The organism is Paraburkholderia sp. BL6665CI2N2 (assembly GCF_004366535.1).
Classification (GTDB): domain Bacteria; phylum Pseudomonadota; class Gammaproteobacteria; order Burkholderiales; family Burkholderiaceae; genus Paraburkholderia.
In genome coordinates this window covers 455,713-482,160 of sequence record NZ_SORC01000001.1, presented here as the reverse complement: position 1 = coordinate 482,160, position 26,448 = coordinate 455,713, and the positions used below count along the sequence as shown (strand labels likewise).

The window sequence follows — 26,448 nt, the reverse complement described above, 5'->3', positions numbered from 1 at the left end:
TTCGCGTCTGCGGGCTTCGCGGGGCATGAAGAACAGCGGTTCCTGCACCAACAAGCAGGAGCCGCTTTTTTGTGTGCGCCGCTGCCGCTTACGCGCGTCTCTCTATTCGCAGTCGCGCGTGCGGCGCGGCCAAACCACCGCCGCACTCGTTTTCTGCAGGCTTCTCAATCGCCGTGTTCGGCGAGCAGTCTTGCGAGCAGCGCCACCAACTGATCGACGTGTGTATCCTCAGTGCGCCACGACGACACGCTGATGCGAAACGCCGGCCGGCCTTGCCAGACAGTCTGACCGAACCACGTTTCGCCCGACGCCTGCGCCGCTTCGCGAATCGCGACCGTCTGCGCGTCGGTCTTCGCTCGTACCAGCACCTGGTTCAGCACCACGCGGTTCAGCACCACGAATCCGGCACCACGCAGACCTTCGGCGATCCGCGCAGCCTGCGCGCAATGCCGGTCCACCATCTCCTGCACGCCGCTGCGCCCGAGCGAACGCAGCGCCGCCCAGATCGGAATGCCACGCGCACGGCGCGAGAACTCCAGGTTCACGTTCTTCTGCGCGTCGTGCGCGCCGGTCAGGTAAACCGCGTCGCTGTTCATCGCCGATGAAAGTGCCTGCGCGTCGCGGCAGATCGCCATGGCGCCGTCGTAGGGCGTGTTGAGCCACTTGTGGCCGTCGGTGGTCCAACTGTCGGCGCCGTCGATGCCATCGGTCAGCGCCCGTTTCGACGATGCCCGCGCCCACAGACCGAACGCGCCATCCACATGAACCCAGGCGCCGGCGGCTTTGGCGCGCGGAATCAGTGCCGCGAACGGATCGAACTCTCCGGTGTTCACTTCGCCCGCTTGCACGCAGAAGATCGTCATGTCGTCGAGCGGCGGTAGCTGCGCGGGATCGATGCGGCCGTGCTCGTCGACTGGCGCGCTGATCACGCGCTTCATGCCGAAGCCGAGCACGCGCAACGCCTTCTTGACGGTGATGTGCGCCATCTCGGAGATCACGACGCGCACCGGCGGCGCGCCGTCCAGGCCATCGTTGTCGAAATCCCAGCCCTTGCGCGCAAGCAGCGCGCGCCGCGCGGCCGCGATGCAAACGAGCGTGCACGCCGTGGCGCTGGTGCCGAAGCCGACCGCCGCTTCGCGCGGCAGATCCAGCGCGTCGAGCACCCAGCGCGCCGCGATTTTCTCCAGCGTGGCTGCGACGGGCGAGTTGTCGAAAGTCGACGCGCATTGATCCCACGCGCCCATCAGACGCTCGGCCGCCGCCGCGGCCGGCAGCACCGCGCCGATCACGAAGCCGTAATAGCGCGGATCGTTCGACGCGACTGTGCCGGGCGAACCACTTTCGTCGAGCAGACGCAGCACGTCTGCGGGCGCGTGGCCGTGCTGCGGGAAGGCTTCGTCGAAGGCGGCGAGTTGCGCGAGCGCGGCTGCGTCCGGAAACACCCGGCGCTTGCCGATATCGGTGAGGTAAGCGTGCGCGCGTCGGTCGGCGTCGGCAATCAGAGCAAGTTCGTTCATAGGGGTCCTTCAAGTATCGATAACGTGATGGCGCGGCAGCCTCAAGAAGGCCACGCGCCTAGAGATTGGCGAGGTCGCGACCGAGCTTCTGCAACTCGGCGTCGATGCGCTTGTAGTACGTGAACTTGCCGATCCGCTGCGCACGCACGAGTCCCGCATCGGCGAGGATGCGCATGTGACGCGTGGTGGTGGCAGGCGCAATACCGAGCTTGTCCGTAATGAACGTGCAGCACACGCCGACCGTTTCGATATCGGCGTGGTCCTGATACGGGAAATGCCGCGTCGGCTCTCTCAGCCAGCGCATGACGGCGAGGCGGCTTGCGTTGGCGAGCGCGTTGATGCGGGTGAGTTCGTCTGCCATGGAGCGGTGCGTGTGGAACGGAGCCATCAGTCGATAACGTTTCGCATATTAGCTAAATGATAACGCATGGACAAGCGCCCCGAAGGCGGCGCGAAGTGGTTCATCCAGGTGCCGTGACGTCAGCTCGCGTGTTCGTGTTCGCCGTTCTCGCTGATCCGGTTGACCGTGCCTTGTGCGACGGCAATCAGCTTTTCGCGGTTGCCTTCCATCACATACACGTTGCATTGGCAGGTCGCCTGATGCTGGCCCGCGTAGACGACCTTCGCGCGCGCGATCAGCGTGCCGTTGATGGCCGGCCGCAGGTAATTGATCTTGTATTCCCCGGTCACGACCTTCGGCCCGAGCAGCAGCGCGCCCGCGAAGGTCAGCGCGTTGTCGGCGAGATAGCTGATGACGCCGCCATGCACGAAGCCGTGCTGCTGCCGCAACTCGTCGCGGATCGGCAGGCTCAGCGTGAGTTCGCTGGTGCTTGTCTGCATCAACTCGGCGCCTAACAGCATGCTGAACGGCTGGGCATGCAGTGCGCCGCGCGCCCGGTCGAGGAGGTCGGTCATTGTGATTCCTTCGGGCGTGGCCCGCGGTGGCAATCTGCACTGGCCTGCGTCGTGCAGTCCCTACCCACTCTAGGAAGCGCGCATGCACCGCGTCAAGGTGAATCGGCAATTCGTGCGGCGCATTGTTGCGCGAATTGATTGCAATGCTGACGTTGACCGATGAAAAGGGGGCGTAAGGCGATCTTTGATGGAATTGGCCTCAAGCGCGGCGCGCTTATGCCGTTAACCCTGATGTAGCTCCCGTCATTCTTTGTCTCCAGGTATTCACGATGTTCAGCAAGATCAAGGTCGCATCCGGCCTGTTGTGTGTTCTGGCCGCGTTTTGCGTTTTCCAGCTTGTCACGATAGGTTTGGGATTCTGGTCGCTCACGCGTACGCATGACGACGTGGGCGATCTGTCGAACATCGCCTTGAAGCAGGTGGACGCGGTCAACGAAACGACCCAGCATTTGATGGACGCGCGCATCAACCTCTCGCGCGCCGGGACGCGCATGGTGCGCGGCGGCTCCGAGCCGACCGATATCGTGCAGCACGCCCGTGAACAGTTGACGGCCGCCGACCAGTCGTTCGCGGCCTTCATGAGCGCGCCGAAGACCGGCGATGAAAACGGCGCCCGCGCCGCCGCGCTCGCCGAGCGCTACAAAAAGCTGCACGACGCGCTCGCAGAGCTGGTGCAGTTTCTCGACTCGAACAACATCCAGGCCTTCCTCGATCAGCCGACGCAGTCGTTCCAGGACGCGTACCTCGGCGAGTTGCATAACTTCGTGCAGTTCGGCAACACGGCAAGCCGCGCATCGCTCGATTCGATCGACACGCGCATGGCGACCTTCCGTGCCGTCAGCATCGTGATCCTGCTGGCGCTGGTAGCCGGCACGTTCGCCGTGTACGCGGCGCTGCGGCGCGGCGTGGTGGCGCCGCTGGAAGAAGCGGGCCGTCACTTCGACCGGATCGCACACGGCCGTCTCGACCAACCGATCGCCGCACGCGGCACCAATGAAATCGGCCGGTTGTTCTCGGGCCTCGCGAAAATGCAGGCGAGCGTGGCGCGCACGGTGCAGACCGTGCGCGAATCCGCCGACTCGATCCACCTCGGCGCCGACGAAATCGCGACCGGCAACGCCGATCTGTCGGCGCGCACCGAAAACCAGGCGGCGTCGCTTGAAGAAACCGCGTCGAGCATGGAGGAACTGACGGCTACCGTGCGCCAGAACGCCGAGCACGCGCGTGAGGCCAACGCGCTCGCCGAGACCGCGCTGGAGGCGACCTCGCGCGGCAGCGAAGTGGTCAACGAGGTGGTCGACAAGATGCGCGGCATTGCGCAGAGCTCGGACAAGATCGCCGAGATCATTTCGGTGATCGACGGCATTGCCTTCCAGACCAACATCCTCGCGCTGAATGCGGCCGTCGAAGCGGCGCGCGCGGGCGAGCAGGGGCGCGGCTTCGCGGTGGTGGCGGGCGAAGTGCGCGGCCTCGCGCAGCGCAGCGCGCAATCGGCGAAGGAAATCAAAACGCTGATCAGCGAATCGGTCGCCGAGATTCAGGGCGGTTCGACGCTGGTCGAGCACGCCGGCGCGGCGATGAGCAACGTGTCCGCCTCGATTTCGCGCGTCACGCAGATGATGGCGGAGATCAGCGCGTCGTCGCTCGAGCAGAGTACGGGCATCGAGCAGGTCAATCAGGCGGTCGTGCAGATGGACGAGATGACGCAGCAGAACGCGGCGCTCGTCGAAGAGGCTGCAGCGGCGGCGGCTTCGCTGCATCAGCAGACTCAGCAATTGAAACAGGCTGTTTCCGTCTTCGAAATTTCTGAAACTGTGTTGCGGATGCAACAAATCGACGAAGCGCAAGGGCAATCGGCCGATTTTTCGTTAGCCGGTATGCGCGCAATCTAGACCGCGAAAAGGCGCAAAAAGAAATCGTCAGACAAAGAAAATGGCCCGCCGAAGCGGGCCATTTTGCATTAGACGCAAGCGCCTAAGGGTGCCTCAACGTACCTGACGGTACTTAGGCCGGCTGGATGTTCGCAGCTTGCTTGCCCTTCGGGCCTTGCTTAACTTCAAACGTCACCTTTTGGTTTTCCTGCAGGGACTTGAAGCCGCTGCCTTGAACTTCCGAAAAGTGCGCGAACAGGTCTTCGCCGCCGTCGTCCGGCGTGATGAAGCCAAAGCCCTTTGCATCGTTAAACCACTTCACAGTACCTGTTGCCATTTTTAATCCAGTAAATGTTGTGTGTTGCATTCGCGACCGCTATTTCTCAACACGAGATCGAGCGCGAAGTAGGAGTTGTATCACGTCTTAATGACGGACGCCAACCAACCAGTATTCGGGTATTCCCCCGCCCCGGTGTTTTTGAGGCCTGGAAAGCAGTTGGAAGGCTGTTCCCGCAGGTAGGGTAAACTGCTCGTATTACTCTTCCAGGAAAAACATTGACACATTATTTGCAAGAAGAACTTACCTCGTTCTGGAGTCGTTTGACCCCCTATCTGGCGATATTGGAGTCTAAATCACCTCAGGAAGGCACCCTGGACCCGGTCGGCCGTATCACGGTCGACACCGAAGACCGCCAGGCTTTCGCCCTCCACGTCACCGATCAGAAGCCGCACGGCGACACGTCGGACACCCCCACCGGGCACAGCGCAACTTATATGCGTTTTAAATCAGCCGACAGCGACTGGAGCCCCTGGCAGCGCGAAGAGTATTGATCGACCGGGCGGTCGGCCTTCGTGCCCGCGTCCCGTCGCGAGATCGCGGCCGGCGTTCAGCCGGCTTCGATCGGTCCGTTCGACGCTTAGTTTTTGCGCCCGCTGCGGCGCGTGCGCTCATAGAAATCATTCGGCTTGCTGCGAACCCAGCGCACGAAGGTGCGTATCGCCTCGTCGGTGAGGAGCGCCTCGACCGTCGAATAGCGCTGCGCCAGTTCGGCTTCCGTGAACAGCGCGTGGAGCTGACGGTGGCAAATGCGGTGTAGGGCGGCGACTTCCTTGCCGCCTTTTGTTTTCGGCACCCAGTGATGCAAGTCGCGCTGGCTCGCCGGGATCGGCCGGCCGCAGAGCGGGCAGATTTCGTCCACAGGCGGTGGTCGATACCAAGGTTCGGCAAGTTTCCTGGCCATGGCCTCACCAATGGCTAGCAGAATCTCTGGCGCTCGACCGTTGTGTGGCCTGGCCGGCGGCGTTCACGCCGGCAGCGCCTCATAGGCGGTAGCGAGGTGATAGGGCGTGGTCGACGGCATATCGGCGCGCGCTACTTCACCTGCCGGCGTTTTGCATTCGAACCAGCCCTGCGGACGCAGGAACCGTTGCTGGAACAGTTCAATTTGCCGGGGCAGCGCGGCGCGCGCCGCCGGTTCGCCATGGCTCGCCAGCGCGCGTAGATATTCGGTTTGGGCCCAGATCCGCTGGGTCGCGTCTTTGATCCGGCCGGTTTCGTCGAGCGAGGCGTACACGCCGCCGGTTTCCCTATCCACGCCATGTTGTTGCGCGAAGCTGAACGCGCGCGGCATGGCTTCGGCGAGACCCGAGCCTTCGAACACAGCGCCCGCCTGTTTCACCAGCCAGAACCATTCGAACTGGTGCCCGGGTTCCAGACGGTTGTCGTCCGCGCCGATCGGCAATTCGGCGATGCAGCCCGTTGGCGCATGCACGAAGCGCTGCGCGACCGCGCCGGCGAGGCGCCGCAGCGCGGCGTCGAAAGCGTTGTCGTGCGTGGCTTCGCGAGCGGCTAGCCAGGCTTCGGTCAGGTGCATCAAGGGGTTCTGGATCGGCGTGCCCGTCACGCAGGAGAAATCCGCGTTCAGCGCGGCGTTGAACAGATCGTCCCCGGCGGCGAAGTTCGACTGGATCAACGCGGACGTGCGATGCACGATTTCCAGCGCGTCGCGATTGCCGGAGCGCCGCGCATACTCCGCGCAGGCAAACACCACGAACGCGTGCGTGTACAGGTCTTTGGTGGTGTCGAGCGGTGCGCCTTGCGCGTCCACGCTGTAGAACCATCCACCGTCGCGCGTGTCCTGAAAGGTATGCGTCAACGCGTCGAACAGCACCTGCGCATGGGCTGCGTCGCCTGCTTGCGAGAACACGAACAACTGCCGCGCGCAGGCCATGGCCCGATAGCGCTCGGTGGGCAGCGGCTGATGACCTTCGGCGCTGACGGCTTCGTAGGGCAGCTTCAGTGCGGTATTGAAACCCGGGCCGCGCCAGATCGGCAGCACCACGCCTGTGAAGTGATCGCGCAGATTGATGGCGAGTGCGAGGGTGGAAGCGGCGGGTGGGTTCATGCTCTGCATAGTCAAAATGGGGCGAACAGGGTATTTCGAAGCGAAGCGACGGCGGACATATTTGTTGCTTCCGTGGCCTGAGTCTCAGCGCGGCGCGGTTGCCGGCGAACCTGCCAACGAGCCTGGATGCTACCTGTTTTGCAAACCGGCAGCCGCAAAATCAGGATGGCGACCGGTCGTGCGACCCGCCCGTGCGACCAGCCTGGCGACGTGCGGCTTAGCATAAAGCAAACGGCTCGCACTGGCACTGCGTCACCGGTGCGGAGACCACTTTAGGTAATTTCCGCTGAGGAGCAAGAACAATGCTGGGGAATCTCGAACTCATCGCCCGCCTGATGGTGGCCGCCGCGCGCTTGCGACAACTGCATGGCGTCAAACAGTTCCGGCAGGACGACGCGACTTCCTGAAATCGGAAAATCATCGCCGAATGGCTTCGGCGGGCGCGGGCGGCCATGCGACAATGCGCTCTCGAAAAATTCCAACGGCATTGACGAGCGGTGCTCGGCGCCCGCTTTCCGGCGACGACCGCTTTTTTCTCTATGGCAGATTCCGTAGCATCCACGCAGTCCCGGCCTCAGCGCGTCGCTTCGAAGAAGCGCCGCCAGGCCACCGTCCCGACCGAAACTGAAAACAAGCTGGCGCGCGCCGCGCGCTCGGCACAACGCCTCGCGCAATTGAGCGACGCCTCCCGCGACGACAGCACGCTCGACCTGTTCCCCGACGATCCCACCCGCGCCACGCTGGAAGCGATGAATATCGATATCCGGCAAGGCACGCTACATGGCTTCGAATTACCTGATGTGGTGTTGGCAGCTGTCGGCGCGATCGATGGCGGCGACAACGCGTTGGTGGACGCACGGGCCGCGCGCCGCGCGCCACGCGCTGCTAAGCCCGACGACCAACCGGTGCCGGTCAACGCGCTGTTGAGCGGGCTCGAAATCGAGCCTTTGGTGGTGGCGGCTTCTCCCGCCGGCGAACTGGCTTTGGGCGATGCGAAGACGGCAGCGGACACGGCCGCGTCTGCAGAGGAAAACTCCACGACACCGGCGCGCGATGCGTCGACGCCGCTTACCCCGGCGATGGCGGCAGCGACCGTGGCGCGCAGCGTGACCGCGCTGCGCCAGGCGGCGGAGCCGGATGCGAAGGACGATGTGATGGCGGCGTCGACCGCTGGCGGCGTCAGGGCGACGCAGCGGCTCGCGGCGACTTTTGGCAAGGCGGCTTCGGCTTCTGGTGCAGCATCGGCATCGGCATCGGTTTCACAAGAACAAGCCGCGGTCGCGGCCAACGTGACGGGCACAACGGACGAACCTGGGTCGGCACAACCGGACGCTGCTGCTGAGGGGTTGAAGCCGGGCGCGGTGTCGAACCAGCATAGGGCGCCGACGGAAGCTGCGATCGCCGCGCCGAACAGCACGGCGTCGGAGACGTCGATGGATTCCTCGGCGTCCGCACAGGCTAACGCGGCGTTCGCCACGCCTTGGCGGGAAGCCCGGCGTGCCGAAGCGGCCGCGGCTGCGCTGCGCGCCGCGCCGGAACTCGATCGCGCGCGGGCAACCGCATTTGCCGATACCGTCGACGCGCTTTATGGCGTGATCGCCGATCAGCGCCACGCCGCGACCGATCATTCGCGGCGCATGAAATGGATGCTGTCGATCGTGGTCGGTGCGTTGCTGGTGACGGTTGCGATCGGCATCACGCAAACCGTGCTGCTGATGCGCCTCACGCGCGAGACGAGCGCCCAGCAGCAGCGCATCGAGCAGATGATGCAGAACCAGCAGGCAGCCATGGCCAGTTTGCTCGACACGCACCTGGCGATGGCGACCGCTGCCGCCACTAATGCCGCTTCCGATGTGGCTGCGGCAGCGCTCACGGCGCCCCAGCAAGCGGCCGCCACGCCGACGCATGCGAGGCGCGCAACGCGAGCGCAGCATGGACACAAGCAGAAAGCGGTTAGCCCGCACTGACACTCAGTAAGCGCCGCGCCGGCGACAAGCCGGTCGCGGTGATCGACCTTCCTATCGCCGGACGTTGTCCGGCACCCGCAGCCCGAGTTTTCAGCAACGGCCGCCGCGTGAAGCCGCAAGACAATCTGGCCCGGACGCTGCGAGGGCTAATCGTGTCCGTAGAAAGCGTGACGCTGACACGTCCGGACAGCGAGCGCCAGGCGCCATTGACGCGGCCGTGATCACCCCACGCAAGGCCGCGGCGAGTCCAACGTTGGTGCCCAGTAAAAGAGCCGGCGTCGAATCCGCTGCAGCACCCAGCCCCTTTCGACCCTGGAAATCAAAAACAGGGACGTTGTCATGATGCAACGCAACATGTGAAAAATACGCTGCGACAACGCACCACACCGAAAAATTGCTGCATTGCACTAGCTTTTGCCTAGGGAAAACCCTATACTTCTTCTTAAGGGAAAACCCTAGCAAATGCAGTAACTAACCGGGAGTCGCCATGAGCTTCATTTTTGCACTGTTCCAAAAGGTCAGCGACCTCTTTGCGTCGCCCCATCTGCCGCTGGATTCGGACTACTCGTACGAAGCGCGTAGCCGCGAAGCACAACGCGTCCGTAAAGCACAAGGTACGTTGTTCGGCGTCAAGCTGAGCGACTAAGAGCAAAGCCGTACCGGCCCTAGCGCGGAACAACCGCGTACGGGCGCGCACTTCGGTGCGCATTGCATCACTGTTGAAGCCACAGTTCGCGAAACGCGTACCGTGGCTTTTTGTTTTTCAGGCTCGCTTTCGTCCTTCAGGGCTTCTCCCGAATATTTCCCGGCCGAAAGGAATGTAACGGCGCCTGAAAAGATGGCCGCCGGGCGCGCGCGACCCAGTCATAGCCGTGGCTTTGTACACAGGGCGGGACGGGCAAAATGCGCTTTGGTCATCGTCCCCTTCTATGAAATGAGCACTTACAAGTGCTCACGTCTTCATGCGGTTTGCGCCGCTAAAGTTGGTCTCAAGCGTACGGCGTCTGGGGCGAACCTGAAAAAGCAGATTCAGGTCAATCTCGAGCACCGACGCCGGCTTGATACAAAACTTTGATGGGAGGTCACTATGAAAACCTTGAACAAGACATCGCGTTCAATTATCGCAACCTTGCTGGCAGGCGGCGCATTGCTCGCGGCCGGCAGCGCATTCGCTCAGGAACGCGTGGTTGTCGAAAACGGCCCGGGTCCGGCGGTCTACGGTCAGCCGCACATGATGCCGGTGGGCGTGTCGATCAATATCGGCTGGCACGGCGACCGTTACTACGACGGCCATCGCTATTGGGCGCACGACGACTGGATGCGCCACCACCCGCACGAGTACGATCCGCATCACCGCGACGACCATCGTCCGCCCCCGCGCTACTAATTCGCGCGTGACGGCGCCGCACGACGCGGCGTCGGTCTGAAGTCGACAAAGCCGGTCCTTCCTCGCGGAAGACCGGCTTTGTCACGTTCGGACTTACGAATCGGCTTGCTGCGCTATGCTTGAACGCTTTATCGACGGCAGCAGGAGAGCGGCTTGGACAACGCAGTGATCGGCGTAGTGGGTACGGGGTTGATGGGCGTCGGCATTGCGACGCAAAGCGCGTTGCATGGCCACAGGACGGTCGTTCACGACGTCGATCCGACACGGCTCGCGAGCGTCGCGCCGAAGGCGGAGGCGGTGCTCGACGAGTTGATCGACGCCGGCCGCATCGACCCGGCGGCCAAACAGGCGGCGCTGGCGCGCATCGAAACGCATGCCGAACTCGACGTGATGGCATCGGCGCAATTCGTGATTGAAGCGATTCCCGAGGTCCTCGAACTGAAGCATCGCCTGTATGCGGCGCTGACCCAGTTACTGGCCGGCGACGCGATTCTCGCGAGCAACACCAGCGGTTTTCATCCCGATCAGCTCGCCGCTCCGTTGCAGGCGAAAGACCGTTTCGTGATCGCACACTTCTGGAATCCGCCGCACATGATTCCGCTCGTCGAAGTCGTGCCGGGCACGGCGACCGCGCCCGAAGTGACGCAGCAAACGGCTGCGTTGATGAGTGCGATCGGCATGGAGCCCGTTGTGCTGGCGAAGGCGATTCCGGGTTTCGTCGGCAACCGGTTGCAGTTCGCGGTGCTGCGCGAGGCGTTGAATATCGTGCGCTCGGGCGCGGCGACGCCGGACGTGATCGATCGCGTGATGAAGGCGTCGCTGGGTCGCCGCTGGGGAATCGTCGGACCGCTCGAAGGCGCGGACATGGGCGGCCTCGACACCTTCCTCGACATCGCTTCCCATCTGATGCCGGAACTGGCCAAGGACGAAGACGTGCTCGACCTGTTGCGTGAGCACGTCGAAGCAGGGCGTGTCGGCGTGCGCAGCGGCGCGGGTTTCCATGACTGGGACGATGCGCATCTGGAGCAGGTGAAGCAAGGGCGCAAGCGTGTGATTAGTCGGGGTTGATTGACGCGAAAAGGGCGAGTCTTAAGAGCGCGACGTGAAGATATGCCTCGCACTTCAGGCCCGCCCAGCAGCCTGCGCCGCTCTGCGGTATAACTGCCGTCTCGCCCCATCCGCAAGGCCCCAATCTCCATGCCCCACTACTTCTACGATCCCGCCACCGGCCATGGCCTCCCGCACGATCCGTTCAAAGCCATCGTCGCGCCGCGTCTGATCGGCTGGATTTCTTCACGCGACACCGCGGGCACCTTGAACCTCGCGCCCTATAGTTTCTTCGGCGCGTTCGCCAGCTTTCCGGCGATCATCGGTTTCTCCAGCGAAGGCCATAAAGACAGCGTCACCAACATCGAAGCCACCGGCGAATTCGTCTGGAATCTGGCCACCAAACCGCTCGCCGAGCAGATGAACCGCTCGTCGGCGCCCGTTGCGCCGCACGTCGACGAATTCGAACTCGCGGGCCTCACGCCCGCCCCGGGCCGCAACGTGGCCGTGCCGCACGTCGCGGAATCGCCGGCTGCGCTCGAATGCAAGCTGCTGCAAGTGGTGCGGCTGCATACGCTCGACGGTAAGCCGATGGACAACTATCTGTCGCTCGGGCAAGTGGTCGGTGTGCATATCAACGAGGCGTATCTGAAAGACGGCTTGTTCGACACCCACGCCGCGCAGCCGATCATGCGTGCCGGCTATCGCGCCGACTACGCGGAAATCGGCGACATGTTCCAGATGTTCCGCCCAACGGCGTAGACAGCCCAGCGCTCAAAACCATGTCGCGCCAAGCCAGATGGCGCGGCATTCATGGCGTCGCCTCCGAAAACGCGCAAAAGCAAAATGCAGCGCCCGCACACTGGCGCGCTTGATGCTTGCAACCGACGCTCCAACGCGTCGTTTTCAACTGCCGGCTCACTCGCGAGGAGCGCGATCATGTCCACCGAATTCGCCACGCAATTCAGTCATGTCCGTCCGCAAGACACGTCCTATGAGGATCAGGGCTTACGCGACTTTTTTCTCTACCGTGATTTAGGCATCGCGCAGGCGACCAGCGGCAAGGTGCTCGCGCAACTCGTCAAGGCGAACCACGCACCAGAGCAAGGCACCGGCTGGCACCGTCATGAGGCCGATTTCCACATTGTGATCATGCTGAAGGGCTGGGCGCGCTTCATGTACGGCGACAAGGAGACGCTCGTCGCCGCCGGCGATTGCGTGCATCAGGCGCCTGGCATCGTCCACTATCTGTTCGACTACTCGGAAGATATGGAGTACATCGAAATCGTCTCGCCGGCCGATTTCAAATCGATCGAAGTCGAAGGGCCGTGCGACGTGCCGACCGTGACGCCGTGGAAGAGCGTTGCGGCTTAGCGAAGATAGAAGGCGGCTGCGCGCTTGAATAGCGGGTACTACGCAAGCAAGCGGGCCGCCGCCGCGCGCGTCCGAACAGCAACTCATTGCGCCGCCGGCGGCCGTCTGCGTGGAGTTCGTGACGCTTGCGGCTTGATGGCCGCCGTCGGACTCGCACTTGACGTGGTGCTAGTTCCGTTCGCGGCGTTCGTCGTCGTCGCATCCACTTCCACATCGACTACCGCCGTTGCCGCCGGCGCTGCTGGCGTGACTTCTGCAGCCGTCGCGGCCGGCACCGGCTGGATCGTGCGCGCGCGCGAACTCACCAGCACGGCGCGCGGTTCGTTGTCGTAGATCACGGCGCGCACGCGCGGATAAATGTGCCGCTCCCAGCGGTGTCCATTGAACACGCCGTAGTGCCCGACGCCGGTCTGCACGTGATGCGTCTTCAAATACGGCCGCAACTTGTCGCACATGTCCTGCGCGGCGAGCGTTTGACCGACGGCGCAAATATCGTCCTTCTCGCCTTCCACGGTGAGCAACGCGGTGCGGCGAATCTTCGACGGTTCGACGAGACGCCCTTTCACTTCGAGCGCATGCAACGGCAGTGCATGCCGCTGAAAAACCGTATCGACGGTTTCCAGATAAAAGTCGGCCGTGAGATCCATCGTCGCGAAGTATTCTTCATAGAACGTGCGGATCGTGTCGGCCTTTGCCGGATCGCCTTTGGCGCGCTCGTAATACATCGTCTCGAACGAGTCGAGGTGCCGGTTGAGGTTCATCGCCATAAACGCGGTCAACTGCATGAAGCCCGGATACACGCGCCGGTGCGCGCCCGCAAAACCGAACGGCACCGCGCTGATCAGCTTCTGCTCGAACCACTCCAGCGGTTTGCTTTTGGCGAGTTCGTTGACGCGCGTCGGGTTGATACGCGTATCGAGCGGACCGGCCATCAGCGTCATGCTAGCCGGTTGCGCGGGATGATCGTCGGCGGCCATGAGCGCGACCGCGGCGAGCGCGGCGACCGTCGGCTGGCACACGGCCAGCAGATGCGCGCCGGGCCCGATCGTTTCGGTGAAGTCGATCACGTGCTGCACGAATTCGTCGAAACCGAACCGGCCTTGGCTTAGCGGCACGTCGCGCGGGTTGTGCCAGTCGGTGATGTAGACGTCGTGTTCGGCCAGCATCGTGCGCACGGTGCCGCGCAGCAGCGTCGCGAAGTGGCCGGACATCGGCGCGATCACCAGCACGCGCGGTTGCGGCGCCGACGGCGGCGTTGCCTTGCGGAAATGCAGCAGCGAACAGAATGGCGTGTGCGCCGCGATTTCCTCGACGACCGGCACGGATTTGCCTTCCGATATCACGCTGTCGATCTCGAACGGCGGCCGCACGGGCGTGAGTCCGGCCAGCGTCAACAACTCGCAGGCCGCGCGGATCGAACGTCCATGTGACGTCTCGCCGAACGCAGGCCATGCGTCGAGCGAATGATTCACCAGCGCCGCGCCGTGCCGCATTGGCAGCATCATGTCGGCAAAAGCCTGGTATGTGGGATATGCGAACAGGTTCATAACCTTCGCACGAATGCTGAAGATGAAGGAGCCCAAATAAAGGCAAGTCATGTGCCATGCATGCATACGCACTCGTGCAGCCGTGGCCTCACGTTGGCATAGCATTTGCGCCGGTCGGAAGAACGGGCCGAATTTGCCGCGCTTTGGTGCGCGCGCGCACGGCAACGTGCACGCATGGCGTCGGGCGCCAATCGAGCGCCTCATCTGGAGGAGAATCGTATGGCGAATACCACGCTCACCATCAGCAGCAAGAATTATTCGTCGTGGTCGTTGCGCGGCTGGCTGCTGACCAAGTTCAGCGGTTTGCCTTTTGAAGAGATCGTGATGCCGATCGACGACCCCGCGGCACGCGCCGAACTCCTGCTGCTTTCGCCGTCGATCCTGGTGCCGTGCCTCGTTCATGACGGCATCAAGGTCTGGGACACGCTGGCGATCGCGGAATATCTGAACGAACTGAAACCGGGCGCGAAACTGCTGCCCGAAGATATTCGCGCCCGCGCGCATTGCCGCTCGATTTGCGGCGAAATGCACTCAGGGTTCGGCTCGCTGCGTTCGGCTCTGCCGATGAACCTCAAAGCGCACTTTCCGGGCTTCAAGGTGTGGGCGCGGGCTCAGTCGGATATCGACCGCATCGTGACGATCTGGGGCGATTGTCTGAAGCAGTACGGCGGCCCGTTTCTGTTTGGCGAGCGCACTGCGGCGGACGCGATGTACGCGCCTGTGGTGACGCGTTTCGTGACCTACGACGTCAAACTCGATCCGGAGATCGTCGAATACGGGCAGCGGATCATGGCACTGCCCGAGATGCAGGAGTGGATCGCCGACGCGCAACAGGAAGTGGAGGAGATCGACGAGCTGGACGTGGAGTTCTGACGAAGCGAGGCATTTCCACTCTGGCAACAGCAGGCGGCGCGCGCTGCATCAGGCAGCGCGGCGCCGTGACAACTCTGCCTCAATCGCGCCCGCTTCCCAGTTTGAACACGCTGACCACCTGCGCGAGACGCGCGGCCTGATCGCGCAACTCGGCTGCCGCGAGTTCTGCCTCGCCGACAATCGTCGCGTTCTGCTGCGTGGCTTCGCCGATTTGCGTGACGGCGAGATTCACCTGCTCGATGCCGCCCGACTGCTCGCGTGAAGCGACACTGATTTCGCCCATGATCGCCCGCACCTGGCCGACCTGTTGAACGATGCCCTGCATCGTCGAGCTGGCTTCTTCGGCGATCTGGAAACCGCTTTGCACGGTTGCCGTGGACGTCGCGATCAGACTTTCGATCTCCTTCACCGCAGCCGCGCTGCGCTGCGCCAACGCGCGCACTTCCGAAGCCACCACCGCGAAACCCTTGCCATGCTCGCCGGCACGCGCGGCTTCCACCGCTGCGTTCAGCGCGAGGATATTGGTCTGGAACGCGATGCCTTCGATCACGGTGGTGATCTCGGCGATCTTCTGCGACGAGCGGCTGATCTCGCCCATCGTCGACACTACGCGTTCGACCGCGCGGCCGCCTTCGAGCGCGGCATCGGCGGCGCGCGTGACGAGCGTGTTGGCTTGCGCGGCGTGGTCGGCGTTCTGCTGCACGGTCGAGGTGATCTCTTCCATGCTGGCCGCCGTTTCTTCGAGGCTGCTCGCCTGCGTGGCGATCCGCGCGGCGATATTGCCGCTGCCGGTGGCGATCTTTTCGGTGCCCTGCGACATATCCGTCGATGCATTGCGCACTTGCGAAACGATCCGCGCGAGACCTTCGCCGATGCCGTCGATCGACTGCATCAGGCGGCCGATTTCATCGGCGCGCGCGTTCGCGCCCTTCGCGACGCGCACGCTCAAATCGCCCGAGGCGAAACGTTCGGACGCCTTGGCGGCTTCGTCGAGCGGGCGGCTCACAAGGCGTCGCACGGCAAACAGGAATACGGCCGCGAACACGCCGACCAGCACGAAGCCGAGCAGCAGGAATTCGTTGCGCGTGGTGATGACGTTGGCCATCACTTCGTCGCGCGGCGCGATGCCGCCCACCAGCCATTGCCATTCCGGCACGGTGACGAACGACACGAACTTGTCGTGCGAGCCGCGTTCGCCGAGTGTTGCATCGGCCGAAGTGTATTCGAGCTGGCCTTCCTTCATGTCGAGCATTTGCTGATACGGCGCGTTCGCGTTGTCGGCGCTCTGGCCGGCGGCGGCCGGATGCACGATGAGCTTGCCGCGATCCGCGCCGTTCGACGCATTCACGACGAAGTAATAACCGCTATCGCCGATCTTCAGGTTGCGAATGCCGTCCTGCACCGACTGGATTTCCTTGTCCACGTTCACGCCGACGAACAGCGCGCCGATCACGCGGCCGCTTGCGTCCGTGATCGGCCGGTATTGCGTGATCAAACGTTTGCCAAAGAGCGCGGCAAGTCCCGTATAAGGCTTGTTGGCGAGCAGCAGCGCGTAGGCCGGCGCCTTGCGGTCGAGCAGCGTGCCGATCGCGCGCGAGCCGTCCTGCTTCTTCAGCGACGTGGTGACGCGCACGAAATCATCGCCGCTGCGCGCGAAGATCGTGGCCACCGCGCCGCTGCGTTCGAGAAACAGATCGGGGATCGAAAAATCCATGTTCAGGACTTTGTCGCCCGCCTTGATGGTCGGCGTGGCGACGCCGCCGATGTCGACCTTCTGGGTTTCGTCGAGCGTGTAGCCGGCGGGCAGGAAACTCGCGAACAGCGACATCGAGCGATCGACCTCGTTCGACAAGGCTTTGTCGAACAGCTTGATCATCGCGGCGATCGAGCGGTCCTTATCGGCGATGCGTTCGAGCACCTGATCGCTGATCTGCTGGCCGGCGGTGCGGGTGAGCGCCCACGTGAACGCGGCGAAAATCAACGCCACCAGCATGCACGAAAGAATGGCGAGCCGCGCGCCGACGCTGGCGCGGCGCAAAGAGAGAAATTCCATGGACGTCTTTCGAGTAAAGGAGAACAGGCGCGCGCGAGCCATGCATAGGCATGCCCGGCATCGATGGCTTGTTTACGGCCGCGGCGTCCGCTTTCTTTAGGGATTTGAAAGCACTTAGTAATTGACCATGCGGTCGGCGGAGTGCTTCGATGCGCGGCTCGCAGCACTAGCGCGTTGGTGACGACGCTGTAAATTGGCTCCGCCGTGTGCCGGGTATTTCTGTCTGCGTCCGCTCAGTGCGTCGAACGACTTGCGCGCCGCGTCAGGCGCGCAGCCACAGAGCGCCGTGACGACGCCCGAAATCGGCGCGGCCGCCCGCACGGCATCTCTCTGCATGTTCGCTCAGCTTGCCGAGCGATTCTGCGCGCCGTGCCAGGTGCGCAGCAGCAGAGCGTTGGTCACGACGCTCACGCTCGAAAACGCCATCGCCGCGCCGGCGAGCATCGGGTTCAACAAACCGAACGCGGCCAGTGGAATTCCGATCAGGTTATAAACGAACGCCCAGAACAGGTTCTGCTGGATCTTGCGCCATGTCTTGCGCGAGATGTCGATGGCGTCGGCCACGAGCGCCGGATCGCCGCGCATCAGCGTAATGCCGGCCGCATGCATGGCGACGTCGGTGCCCGTCGCCATCGCGATGCCGATGTCGGCGGCGGCGAGCGCGGGGGCGTCGTTGATGCCGTCGCCCGCCATCGCCACGATGCCGGCGCTGCGAATTTTCAGGTCGCGGATCACGCGGGCCTTGTCGTCGGGCAGAACCTCCGCGTGAAATTCGTCGATGCCGAGCGCCCTTGCCACGCTTGCCGCGCTGCCGCGATTGTCGCCGGTGAGCAGCACGCTCTTGATGCCCATCTGCGCGAGCCGTTCGACGGCGGCGCGTGCGCTCGGTTTGACGGTGTCGCCGAAAGCAATCAAGGCGAGTGCCGCGGGCGCTTGCGGATCGCGCTGCATGAGCCAGGAAACCGTGTTGCCCGCGGCTTCGAGTTCGTGAGCGCGAGCGGCGAGTTCCGGCGGCAGGTCGATACCGAGTTCATTGAGCCAGCGCGTGCTGCCGAGCGCCAGTGTGCGGCCGTCGACGTCCGCTTCGACGCCACGGCCTGCGACCGCGCGCGCGGCGCTCGCATGCTGCGGCGGGATTTCTCCTGGCGCCGCCGCGACGGTGGTGTCCGTCGCCAGCGCGCCGCCGGCGCTCGCCGCTGCCGCACCGCCAGTTCTCGCTGCCACCACACCGCCGGCGTCAGCCGCCGTCGCATCGCCGTTGTTCGCCGCCGCGACTTCATGCGCCTTCAACACCGCGCGCGCCAACGGGTGATCGCTATGGCGCTGCACCGCCGCCGCAAGCGCCAGCGCCTCGTCGCGGCCGATGCCGCCGATCGGCTCGAAGGCCGTCACCGACGGCTGGCCGAGCGTCAACGTGCCGGTTTTATCGAACGCGACGATCGTCACGCGATGCGCGGTTTCCAGCGCTTCGGCGTCCTTGATCAACACGCCGTGCCGCGCCGCGACGCCGGTGCCGGCCATGATCGCCGCCGGCGTGGCCAGGCCGAGCGCGCATGGGCACGCGATCACCAGCACGGCGACCGCGTCCAGAATCGCGGTTTCGCCGCCGGCGCCCGCGATCAACCAGCCCACCAGCGTAAGCGCGGCAATCGCCAGAATCGCCGGCACGAAGATCTCGCTGACGCGGTCAACGAGGCGCTGGATCGGCGCTTTCTCGGCCTGCGCGCTTTCCACGAGGCGGATGATCCGCGCGAGCGTGGTTTCCGCGCCGATCGCGGTGGTCGTCACGGCAATCGCGCCTTCGCCGTTGATCGAGCCGGCGGTGACCGCGTCGGCCACCTGCTTCGGCACCGGCAGGCTTTCGCCGGTGATCAGCGATTCGTCGATATGCGTGCGGCCTTCGAGCACCGCGCCGTCGACTGGCACGCGTTCCCCGGGGCGCACGAGCACCACCGTGCCGACCCGCACTTGCGCGAGCGGCACGTCGCGTTCGTCTGCGCCGACGCGAATGCGCGCACGGTCGGGACGCAGCGCGTTGAGGGCGCGGATAGCGTCAGTAGTCTGGCGCTTGGCGCGAGCTTCGAGCCACTTGCCGAAACGCACCAGCGTGATCACGACCGCTGACGCCTCGAAATACAGATGATTCATGTCGCCCGGATGGGTCGCCAGTTCGTAGACACTGATGCCATACGCCGCTGACGTGCCGAGCGCCACCAGCAAATCCATGTTTCCCGCGCCGGCCCGCACGGCGCGATAGGCCGCGCGATAGAAGCGCGCGCCGAACGCGAACTGCACTATCGAGGCGAGCGCGAGTTGCAGCCATGGCGAGAGCATCGCATGCAGGCCGAACCATTCACCGAGCATCGGCGCGACGAGTGGCAGCGTCAGAACCGCGGAGGCGAGCACCGCGGCCAGTTCGCGGCGGGTCTGGTCGCGCTTGCGGTCGGCGGGCGCAACGTGGTCGGCATGGTCGGTCGCGGCCGATGCATCCGGCGGCACGATCAGGCTCGCTTCGTAGCCCGCTTTCTTGACGGCGGCGATCAGCGCATCCGGCGCAGCGGCCGCGCCATCCAGACTGACAGTTGCGGTTTCGGTGGCCAGATTCACCGACGCGCCCAGCACGCCCGGCACTTTCGCCAGCGCTCTTTCGACGCGCATCGCGCACGAGGCGCAGGTCATCCCGCCGATCGCCAGTTGCGTGGATTGCTGCGCGTCGGCAACGAGCGGAGGCGTGTCCGTGGCGGCGGGCAGCGTGGCGTCGTAGCCCGCCTTGCGCACGGCGTTGGCGAGCGTCTCGGGGTCGACGGCGGCGTCGCTCTCGACGCGCGCTCGCTCCGTGGCGAGATTCACCGATGCCCGCGCGACGCCCGGCACTTTGTTGAGCGCTTTCTCGACGCGCAGCGCGCACGAGGCGCAAGTCATTCCGCCAATGTCGAGTTCGGCGATCCGGGCGGAAGAGGTGGCAGCGTCCGCGGGGCGCTGCGAGTTGGCAAGTTCGGTCATGGTAGGCAAGGCTCGTGGCGGCATCGGCCGCATCATGAACCCAGTATTGACCTTCCCATGATGGGAAGGTCAAGGACGAATTGCGGGACGCGTTTCAAGGCGCGCGCACATCGCCGGAACGCTTGCTCAGAAGGCCGGCGGCGCGTTCAGCATGGCTTGGCCGACGGCCTTCTGTTCGTCGCTCGCGCGCGCCAGCAGGGTTTCGGCCGCGCCGCGGCGGTCGTCCGCCGCCTTGTTCTGGCCGAGCTTCCACTTGCCGACCAGCCGTGTCACCTCGATCTCGATACCGACGATCGCGCCGAGCATCTGCGAGATGAAGTCAGCGGGCGCGTCACCCATTTTCCACGGCACCGGTTCGCCAGCTTCCATCTTGCGCGTCAGACGCGCCACCAGGCCGCGCACGAACGACTCGTCGTCGCGCACGGCGATGCGGCCGTGGGCATGCACCACCATATAGTTGTAAGTCGGCACCTGCCGATGCGCTTCGTGCTTGCTCGGATACCAGTTAGGCGAGATGTAAGCGGCCGGACCCTGGAAGATCACGAGCGCTTCCGGATTCGCGGCGGCTTCCTGCCACACCGGGTTCGCGCGGGCGACGTGAGCGCGCAGGATGCCGTGCGTTTCACCGGCGGTGGACGGGACTTCGAACTCGAACGGCACATGGTTCGCATCGAGCCCGTTCGGCCCGTTGGTGATCAGCGCGCCGAATGGCTGCTCGGCGATCAGCCGATGGAGAACCTCCGGGCGGTTCTCTTCGAAGTGGGCGGGCATGTACATAAAGCGCTCCGGATACGAGGGGGCGAAAGGGCAATGATGAAAAGCCGTCCGAGACGCAGGGTGCCGGGCGACGTGACAAAAAACGTCAACCGTACCGCAAAAAGGCGGCTTGCGCGCGAACCGGCGCTAATCCTGCCTTTGCGCTTGCCTGCCGGGCAAGGATACGATACAACCCGATGTTGTCGGCATCGCGAACCGCGGACTGTCTGCGTTGGGCTTTGGGAGGCCGCGCACACAGGGTTCGCTGCACGCCGGCCTCTCCCTTAGGACCACACGTTCCGCCACCTGAACGAATGATAAAAAATCGCCGAGCACTGTTTTCGATTCACTGGACCTGCGCATCGTTCGCGGGCCTCGCATTTCTGGCCGGTTGCGCGTCGACCCCCACCGCGACACAAAAAACCACGGGCTGGATCAAGGACGAAGTGGCCGACTCGTACGTATTCGGCTATCCGCTGGTGCTGATGGGCGTCGCGCGCGATGCGGCGGTCGGCACCAATCCAGGCCAGGCGCCCCTCAATACGCTGCGCCACGCCCAGGCATTGCCGCCGATCGGCGCGTCCAATCCAATGCAGCCGAGTCTCGATACATTCGATTCGACCGGCTGGCTGGACGTCGGCAGCGAACCGGTGATCGTTTCGCTGCCCGATTCGCACGGCCGCTATGTCGACGCCCGCGTGCTCGACATGTGGACCAACGTGGTGTGGTCGACCAGCTCGCAGTTCGACACGCGCGCGGCCGGCATCAAGGTGCAGGCGATCGCCTTTGTCGGCCCGGGTTGGCAAGGGGATTTGCCCAAGGGTGTGAAGCGCGTCGACGTGCCGACTCGCAACGCGTGGATGAGTGTGCGTATCCAGTCGAACGGCACGCGCGACCTGACGGCGGTCCGTAAGCTGCAGCGCGCCATTCGTGTCGCGCCGCTGAGTGTCTACGCGGGCGACAGCCGGTCCGCGTCGATCACGCCGCCGCGCAGCAATGCGGCCGACGCCGCCGCGGGCGCTGCCGGCACGCCGGCCGCGCAGGTCGCGGCGCTCGACGCGAGCGGCTTTTTCACGCGACTCGCGCAGGCTTTGCCTGACAATCCGCCGACTCCGGCGGATCCGCACGCGCTCAAGTTCCTCTCGGACCTCGGTGTGACGCCCGGCGAGCCGGTCAAGCTCCCGAAGGCGCCGGAAGCCATCGCGGCCGGCCTCGCCGACGGCCATGAACGCGTCGTCACGCCACCGTCCAATTTGCTGAGCGGCAACGGCTGGAACTGGTTCGGCGACGCCGTGGGCAACTACGGCCCCGACTACGCGATGCGCGCCTATGCCGCTTATGCGCAACCGGGCATCGGCACGAAAGACGACGAAGTTCGCGCGGTCGTTACGCAGGACAGCGACGGTCGCGCGCTCAACGGCGCAAACCGCTACGTGATCCACTTCGCGCCGAATCAGTTGCCGCCGGTGCGCGGCTTCTGGTCGATCACGGCCTACACGAAGGACGGCGCGCTCGGCGAAAGCGCGCCGGCGCGTCTCGCGGTCGGCGATCGCAATGGAGCACGCCGCAACCGCGACGGCTCGCTCGACGTGACGGTGTCGTCCACGCGGAGCCGGAGCGGCAACTGGCTGCCGGCGCCGCGTGCCGATCTGCAACTCGTGCTGCGTCTGTACGCACCCAAGCCGCAAGCCACCGACGGCAGTTGGCAACCGCCGGCCGTCGTGCGCCAATGATGCTTCCGTGTCCACAACGTGACAGCCGCGCTTCAGTAACGAGCGCTTGACGCATCGAACGTCGCAGGTCCGCCGCATCAGCTCGGCGGACCTGCGACGCTATTGCGCGGAGTATTGTGTAAGCCACGCCTTACATTTATATCCCACGAAAGATTCACGACTTATACTGCCGCTTGCGGGATTTTCGTTTTCGCGGCGGGCTTGCCGCCGCACTACCCAAGACCGAGCATGGCAAGCCTCAATAAAGCATCATTAGCCTCGTCCATGCAGACCATGCGCGATGTCGCGCAGTCACGCCGCACCCGGCGTGTCATCACCGGTCTGCTGATCTTCGTTGTACTGTTCGGTCTGCTGGGTTTCTTCGCGGCGCCGCCGCTGATTCGCCACATTGCCGAGCAACAGCTCAGCAAACAACTCGACCGTCCCGCCACCATCGGGCGCATTGCGCTCAATCCGTACACGCTCAAGCTCGAAGCCGATCGTGTGCATATCGGCGAGCGCGGCGGCGCGGGCGACTTCGTGGATATCTCGCGGCTCATCGTGCAGCCGTCATGGAGTTCGCTGTTTCGCGCGGCGCCGATCATCGACGAAGTGCAGCTCGATTCGCCGCGCTTTCATATTGTTCGTTACGATGCGCAGCGCTTCAATTTCACCGACCTGATCGAGAAATTCTCGAAGCAGCCGGCCAAGCCGGATAGCAAACCCACGTTGTTCTCCGTGTCGAACATCAGGCTCGAAAATGGCCAGATCACGTTCGACGACAAACTGCTCGGCGCGACGCATGTGATCGATCAATGGAAGCTCGGGATTCCGTTCATTGCCACGCTGCCGTCGAAAACCGACATCTTCGTCGAGCCTTTGCTGCGTGCGCGGATCGACGGCAGTCCGCTTGCCATCGATGGCAGGACCAAGCCGTTTGCCGCGTCGCGCGAGTCGGAAGTGTCGTTGCGCTTCGACGGGCTCGATGTGCCGCGTCTCATGTCGTACGTGCCGACCAAACTGCCGGTGATCGTGCAGTCCGGCAAACTGTCCACCGATCTCAAGCTCAACTTCGTGGTCTCCAACGACGCGCCTTCGCTGCGCGTGGCGGGCACCGTCGATATGAACGACGTAGATGTGCAGGATCAGAGCAAGGCGCCGTTCTTCGCGGCGCGCGCGCTGCATGTGGCGGCCGCCACGCTCGAGCCGTTGAAGAGCCTCTATCACTTCGACGAGATCCGTATCGACGCGCCGACCGCCAACCTTGCGCGCGATAAAGAAGGCGTGGTGAGCGTCGAGAAGATGTTCGCGCCGGCACCGGCGTCTGCGTCTGCCCCCGCGTCTGAAACCGCTGCGGCGCGACCGGCGGCGAGCGCGCCGCTTGCCGCATCCGGTTCCAGTGCCGCGGAAAAGACAGCGCCGCCGCTGGATCTGTCGATCAAGCGCTTCGTGCTCAATGACGGCACCGTGAATGTCCACGACAACGCCGCCTCGCGGCCCGTCGACGTCAGCCTGCAAAAACTGGCCGTGACGCTAACCGATTTTTCGACGCTCGCCACCGCGCCCGCGCACTACACGTTAAACACGGATTTCAAGGACGCCGGCGGCTCGCTCGGCGTGGCAGGCGCGTTCGGCCTCGTCGCGAAGACGGCGAGCGCGAAGATCGACGTGAAGTCGTTGAAGCTGCCGTTGCTGCAACCGTATATCGACACCGCAACCGTCGCGCAGATCACGGACGGCGCGCTGTCCGCCACCGCCAATGTCGGCGCGAACTGGTCGAAGTCGCCGGTAGCCGTGATGGTCACCGATTCGCAACTGAATCTGCAATCGCTGAAAGTCGCGGCGCGCGAAAGCAAAGACCCGCTGATCTCGCTCGCGCAAGGTAGCGTGAAGATTAAGCAGGTGGACGTGGCGGCGCGCAACGCCGAGATTGCCAGCGTCGACACGACCGGCCTCGCGGTCGATGCGCAGCGTCTGAAAGACGGCAAGATCAACCTCGCCGCGCTTGCCGGCCAGCACGAAGCCGCACCGCAACGCACCGCGATTCACGCGGTCAAGAAGGCGCAGGCGGAAGGCCCCGCGTGGCACTACAAAATCGGCGAACTGACCTTGAAGGACGCCACCGCCAATTTCACCGACAACACCACACCGCAGCCGGTGAAACTGAACATCACGCCGCTGCAACTGAAGGTGCAAAACGTCAGCGACGATCTGAGCCGTCCGTTGCCGATCGATCTGCAGGCCACGCTGAACAGGAAGGGCACGCTTGGCGTAAAGGGCGACGTCACGGCGACGCCGCTCAAGGTGGCCGTCAAGGTGAACGCCAACCGCCTCGACGCAGCGGCCTTCGAGCCGTACTTCGGCAGCAAGCTGAATGCGGTGATCGCGAGCGCGCTGCTCAATGCGAACGGCGACCTGACGTTGAATCAGGCAAAGTCGTTGAAAGCCAATTATCACGGCGACCTGGCGCTCGTCGAAGTCCGCATGCTCGACAAGGCGACCTCCGACCCGTTCGCGGGATGGGGCTCGCTGGCATTGTCCAACCTGAAAGCCGATTACGACGAGCATGGCACCGTGGTCGACGCGGGCCGCGTCACGTTCACCAAGTTCTATGGACGCGTGCTGCTCGATCCGCAGGGCAAGCTCAACCTGAAGGACGTCGTTGCGCATGAAAGCGGCGCGCCGCAATCGCTGACGCGCGACAAGAGCGGTGCGGACCCCGTGCCGTTGACGCCGCAACCAGCATCGGCGGTCGCGGCTGCGCCCGCGCCGGCTTCATCGGCGGCACCTGCTACGGTGACGGCGGCCACGCCGCCGTCAAGCCCGGTCAAACTGCACTTCGGTCAACTGGTCCTGCAACAGGGCCGCGTGACGTACACCGACAACTTCATCAAGCCGAATTTCACGGCGAACCTGGTCAACATTCAAGGCACCGTCGGCGCGTTCGGCACGCAATCCACCACGGCCGCGCCGGTCGACATCGCCGCGAAACTGGCGGCCAATGGCCCGCTGTCGATTCGCGGCACCGTCAATCCGCTGATTGCGAAGCCGGCGCTCGATCTGACGGCGGTCGCGCACGATATCGAACTGACCAATCTCACGCCGTATTCGGCGAAATATGCCGGCTATCCCATCACCAAGGGCAAGCTGAACGTCGATCTGCATTACAAGCTGGAGAACGATCAGCTGGACGCGAATAACCACATCTTCATCGACCAGCTCACGTTCGGCGATCACGTCGATAACGATACGGCAACCAAATTGCCGGTGCGTCTCGCGATCTCGCTGCTGAAGAATTCGCGCGGCGAAATCGACGTGAACCTGCCGGTGTCGGGCTCGCTGTCGAATCCCGAGTTCAGTATTGGCGGCCTGATCTGGCACGCCGTGCTCAATCTGCTACAGAAGGCGGTGACCGCGCCGTTCTCGTTGATCGCCAACGCGTTCGGCGGCAAGGGCGAGGAGTTGGGCTATGTCGAGTTCGAACCCGGCTCGGCGAAACTCACGGACGCCGACACCCAGAAACTCGACACGATCGTGAAGGCGCTGTCCGACAAACCGTCGATCCGTATGGACCTGATCGGCCGCGTCGACCCGGCTGTCGACGAACCCGCGTTGCGCACCGGCTATATCGATCGCCTCGTCAAGCAGCAGAAGATCAAAGACGTGGTGGGCAACGGCGAGAGCGTCGATCTGTCGACCGTCACCGTCGACCCGAAGGACTACGACAAGTATCTGAGCAAGGCCTACAAGTCGGCGGACTTCAAGAAGCCGCGCAATTTTGTCGGCCTGACCAAGAGCCTACCGGACGACGAGATGAAGAGCGCGCTTGCCGCCAACGCCCCGATCGACGACGCCAGCCTGCGCCGACTCGCGCAGCAAAGAGCGCAGAGCGTGCAGCAGTATCTGGACGGCAAGATCGACAGCAGCCGCGTGTTTATCGTCGCGCCAAAACTGAACGCCGAGGGCATCAACGACAAAGGTGCGACGACGCGGGTCGACTTCGGCTTGAAATGAGCGCGCG

Annotated in this window: 21 protein-coding genes; 11 read left to right on the top strand and 10 right to left on the bottom strand. The window is 64.0% G+C overall.

Annotated features, from left to right (window positions below; translation table 11 throughout):
- Positions 1-164: 164 nt before the first annotated feature.
- The 3 genes from B0G81_RS02080 to B0G81_RS02070 form a co-directional block, all read right to left on the bottom strand.
- A complete protein-coding gene (locus B0G81_RS02080; protein WP_134133122.1) occupies positions 165-1,517 on the bottom strand; it encodes a pyridoxal-dependent decarboxylase in 1,353 nt (450 codons plus the stop codon).
- A 58-nt stretch (positions 1,518-1,575) separates the two neighbouring features.
- Entirely contained in the window at positions 1,576-1,878 is a 303-nt protein-coding gene (locus tag B0G81_RS02075; protein WP_134133118.1) for a helix-turn-helix transcriptional regulator, read from the bottom strand.
- Between the two features lie 119 nt (positions 1,879-1,997).
- On the bottom strand, positions 1,998-2,432 hold the full coding sequence (locus B0G81_RS02070) for a PaaI family thioesterase (RefSeq protein ID WP_134133115.1): 435 nt from the start codon (positions 2,430-2,432) through the stop codon (positions 1,998-2,000).
- 269 nt (positions 2,433-2,701) lie between these two features.
- Here B0G81_RS02070 and B0G81_RS02065 point away from each other — a divergent pair, with 269 nt between their 5' ends.
- Positions 2,702-4,324 carry a methyl-accepting chemotaxis protein gene (locus tag B0G81_RS02065; protein WP_134133112.1) on the top strand — a complete coding sequence of 541 codons (1,623 nt, stop codon included), beginning with the start codon at positions 2,702-2,704 and terminating at the stop codon, positions 4,322-4,324.
- Between the two features lie 112 nt (positions 4,325-4,436).
- Here the strand turns inward: B0G81_RS02065 and B0G81_RS02060 are convergent, their stop codons facing one another.
- Positions 4,437-4,640, bottom strand: coding sequence for a cold-shock protein (locus B0G81_RS02060; RefSeq protein WP_007178724.1), 204 nt, complete (start codon positions 4,638-4,640; stop codon positions 4,437-4,439).
- 218 nt (positions 4,641-4,858) lie between these two features.
- Here B0G81_RS02060 and B0G81_RS02055 point away from each other — a divergent pair, with 218 nt between their 5' ends.
- Positions 4,859-5,134 (top strand): hypothetical protein, encoded by a 276-nt coding sequence (locus B0G81_RS02055; protein WP_106281682.1) that lies wholly within the window; start codon positions 4,859-4,861, stop codon positions 5,132-5,134.
- An 86-nt stretch (positions 5,135-5,220) separates the two neighbouring features.
- Here the strand turns inward: B0G81_RS02055 and B0G81_RS02050 are convergent, their stop codons facing one another.
- Positions 5,221-5,502, bottom strand: coding sequence for an HNH endonuclease signature motif containing protein (locus B0G81_RS02050; protein ID WP_243856338.1), 282 nt, complete (start codon positions 5,500-5,502; stop codon positions 5,221-5,223).
- Positions 5,503-5,607: 105 nt separating this feature from the next.
- Positions 5,608-6,717, bottom strand: a complete 1,110-nt coding sequence (locus tag B0G81_RS02045; protein WP_134133106.1) for an AGE family epimerase/isomerase — start codon at positions 6,715-6,717, stop codon at positions 5,608-5,610.
- A 530-nt stretch (positions 6,718-7,247) separates the two neighbouring features.
- On the opposite strand from B0G81_RS02045, the gene B0G81_RS02040 reads away from it, so the two are divergent.
- The 6 genes from B0G81_RS02040 (at position 7,248) to B0G81_RS02020 (ending at position 12,483) form a co-directional block, all read left to right on the top strand.
- Entirely contained in the window at positions 7,248-8,675 is a 1,428-nt protein-coding gene (locus B0G81_RS02040) for a hypothetical protein (RefSeq protein WP_134133102.1), read from the top strand.
- A 487-nt stretch (positions 8,676-9,162) separates the two neighbouring features.
- A complete protein-coding gene (locus tag B0G81_RS43450) occupies positions 9,163-9,321 on the top strand; it encodes a hypothetical protein (protein ID WP_166678917.1) in 159 nt (52 codons plus the stop codon).
- 441 nt (positions 9,322-9,762) lie between these two features.
- Entirely contained in the window at positions 9,763-10,062 is a 300-nt protein-coding gene (locus B0G81_RS02035) for a hypothetical protein (protein WP_106281688.1), read from the top strand.
- A gap of 153 nt (positions 10,063-10,215) precedes the next feature.
- Positions 10,216-11,130, top strand: a complete 915-nt coding sequence (locus B0G81_RS02030) for a 3-hydroxyacyl-CoA dehydrogenase family protein (RefSeq protein ID WP_134133098.1) — start codon at positions 10,216-10,218, stop codon at positions 11,128-11,130.
- A 129-nt stretch (positions 11,131-11,259) separates the two neighbouring features.
- Positions 11,260-11,871 (top strand): flavin reductase family protein, encoded by a 612-nt coding sequence (locus tag B0G81_RS02025; protein WP_134133094.1) that lies wholly within the window; start codon positions 11,260-11,262, stop codon positions 11,869-11,871.
- A 177-nt stretch (positions 11,872-12,048) separates the two neighbouring features.
- A complete protein-coding gene (locus B0G81_RS02020; protein WP_134133091.1) occupies positions 12,049-12,483 on the top strand; it encodes a cupin domain-containing protein in 435 nt (144 codons plus the stop codon).
- A gap of 83 nt (positions 12,484-12,566) precedes the next feature.
- On the opposite strand, the gene phaZ is transcribed toward B0G81_RS02020, so the two are convergent.
- On the bottom strand, positions 12,567-14,030 hold the full coding sequence (gene phaZ, locus B0G81_RS02015) for a polyhydroxyalkanoate depolymerase (RefSeq protein ID WP_134133088.1): 1,464 nt from the start codon (positions 14,028-14,030) through the stop codon (positions 12,567-12,569).
- 219 nt (positions 14,031-14,249) lie between these two features.
- On the opposite strand from phaZ, the gene B0G81_RS02010 reads away from it, so the two are divergent.
- Positions 14,250-14,903, top strand: a complete 654-nt coding sequence (locus tag B0G81_RS02010) for a glutathione S-transferase family protein (RefSeq protein WP_106281696.1) — start codon at positions 14,250-14,252, stop codon at positions 14,901-14,903.
- A 79-nt stretch (positions 14,904-14,982) separates the two neighbouring features.
- Here the strand turns inward: B0G81_RS02010 and B0G81_RS02005 are convergent, their stop codons facing one another.
- The 3 genes from B0G81_RS02005 to B0G81_RS01995 all read right to left on the bottom strand — a co-directional run bounded on the left by B0G81_RS02005 (position 14,983) and on the right by B0G81_RS01995 (position 20,736).
- Positions 14,983-16,956: a methyl-accepting chemotaxis protein gene (locus tag B0G81_RS02005; protein ID WP_134133084.1), complete on the bottom strand. Its 1,974-nt coding sequence runs from the start codon at positions 16,954-16,956 to the stop codon at positions 14,983-14,985.
- Positions 16,957-17,298: 342 nt separating this feature from the next.
- Entirely contained in the window at positions 17,299-19,959 is a 2,661-nt protein-coding gene (locus B0G81_RS02000) for a heavy metal translocating P-type ATPase (protein WP_134133080.1), read from the bottom strand.
- 126 nt (positions 19,960-20,085) lie between these two features.
- Positions 20,086-20,736, bottom strand: a complete 651-nt coding sequence (locus tag B0G81_RS01995; protein ID WP_134133076.1) for an FMN-binding negative transcriptional regulator — start codon at positions 20,734-20,736, stop codon at positions 20,086-20,088.
- A gap of 293 nt (positions 20,737-21,029) precedes the next feature.
- Here B0G81_RS01995 and B0G81_RS01990 point away from each other — a divergent pair, with 293 nt between their 5' ends.
- Positions 21,030-22,448, top strand: coding sequence for a DUF1254 domain-containing protein (locus tag B0G81_RS01990; protein WP_134133073.1), 1,419 nt, complete (start codon positions 21,030-21,032; stop codon positions 22,446-22,448).
- A gap of 228 nt (positions 22,449-22,676) precedes the next feature.
- Positions 22,677-26,441 carry a DUF748 domain-containing protein gene (locus tag B0G81_RS01985; protein ID WP_134133070.1) on the top strand — a complete coding sequence of 1,255 codons (3,765 nt, stop codon included), beginning with the start codon at positions 22,677-22,679 and terminating at the stop codon, positions 26,439-26,441.
- Positions 26,442-26,448: the final 7 nt, after the last annotated feature.